Below are 1,064 nucleotides of genomic sequence, written 5' to 3' on the forward strand. Positions count from 1 at the left end.
GGGGCGGAGGTCGGGTGCGTGCGGCGCGGGCGTGCGGCCCGGTCGCGGTCAGAGGACGAGGACGGACGATCCCGTGGTCCGGCCCGCTTCCATGTCGCGGTGCGCCTGCGCGGCGTCCTTCAGGTCGTAGCGCTGATTGATCTGGACCTTGATACGTCCGGACGCGACGTGGCCGAACAGCTCACCGGCCAGTGCGTCCCGCTCGGCGGGCTCGGCGATGTAGTCGGCGAGCGCGGGCCGGGTCACGAACAGCGAGCCGTGCAGGACGAGTTGCATGGCGTCGAGCGGCGGCACCCCGGAGGAGGTGCCGAAGCAGACCAGCAGGCCACGGCGTTGCAGCGAGGCCATGGAGCCCGCGACGGTGTCCTTGCCGACACTGTCGAAGACGACGGGGACCCCGGCGCCGTCGGTCAGTTCACGCACCCGCTCCGCGACGTTCTCGCGGCGATAGTGGACGATGTGCGCGCAGCCGTTGGCGCTGGCGAGTTCGGCCTTCTCCTCGGTGGAGACGGTGCCGATGACGCGGATGCCGAGCAGCTTCGCCCACTGGGAGAAGATCAGGCCCACACCTCCCGCCGCCGCGTGCAGCAGTACGGTGTCGCCGGCCTTCAGCGGGTGGATGCGGCGGAGCAGATAGGCGGAGGTCAGGCCGCGCATGGTCATGGCGGCGGCGGTCTCGCAACTGATCTCGTCGGGCAGCCGGATCAGCGGCGCGGCGGACATCACCCGCTCGGTGCTGTACGCCCCCAACGCGCTGCCGGTGTACGTCACTCGGTCGCCCTCGACGACATGCGTGACGCCCTCGCCCACCGCCTCGATCACACCGGACGCCTCGACGCCGAGCCCGGCGGGCAGCGGTGCCGGGTAGAGGCCGGTACGGAAGTAGGTGTCGGCGAAGTTGAGGCCGACGGCGACGTGCCGGATCCGTACCTCGCCGGGGGCGGAGGTCGGGTGCGTGCGGCGCGGGCGTGCGGCCCGGTCGCGGTCAGAGGACGAGGACGGACGATCCCGTGGTCCGGCCCGCTTCCATGTCGCGGTGCGCCTGCGCGGCGTCCTTCAGGTCG

General features: G+C 72.0%; 1 protein-coding gene and 1 pseudogene. Both read right to left on the reverse strand.

Translation table 11 applies throughout. The features are described 5' to 3' along the window. Window positions 1–48: 48 nt before the first annotated feature. Window positions 49–723, reverse strand: a complete 675-nt coding sequence (locus tag GUY60_RS37800; RefSeq protein ID WP_312866582.1) for a quinone oxidoreductase family protein — start codon at window positions 721–723, stop codon at window positions 49–51. Then, window positions 706–927 (reverse strand): annotated as a pseudogene (locus tag GUY60_RS39620) (alcohol dehydrogenase catalytic domain-containing protein); the annotation flags it as partial. The gene GUY60_RS37800 and the pseudogene GUY60_RS39620, both read right to left, overlap by 18 nt. Window positions 928–1,064 lie beyond the last annotated feature (137 nt).

It is taken from the genome of Streptomyces boluensis (genome assembly GCF_009908195.1).
In the GTDB taxonomy this organism is placed as follows: domain Bacteria; phylum Actinomycetota; class Actinomycetes; order Streptomycetales; family Streptomycetaceae; genus Streptomyces; species Streptomyces boluensis.

Bases quoted from the DNA above. Each gene is read 5' to 3' on its own strand.
- GUY60_RS37800 (WP_312866582.1), bottom strand. From the start codon at position 723: ATGTCCGCCGCGCCGCTGATCCGGCTGCCCGACGAGATCAGTTGCGAG.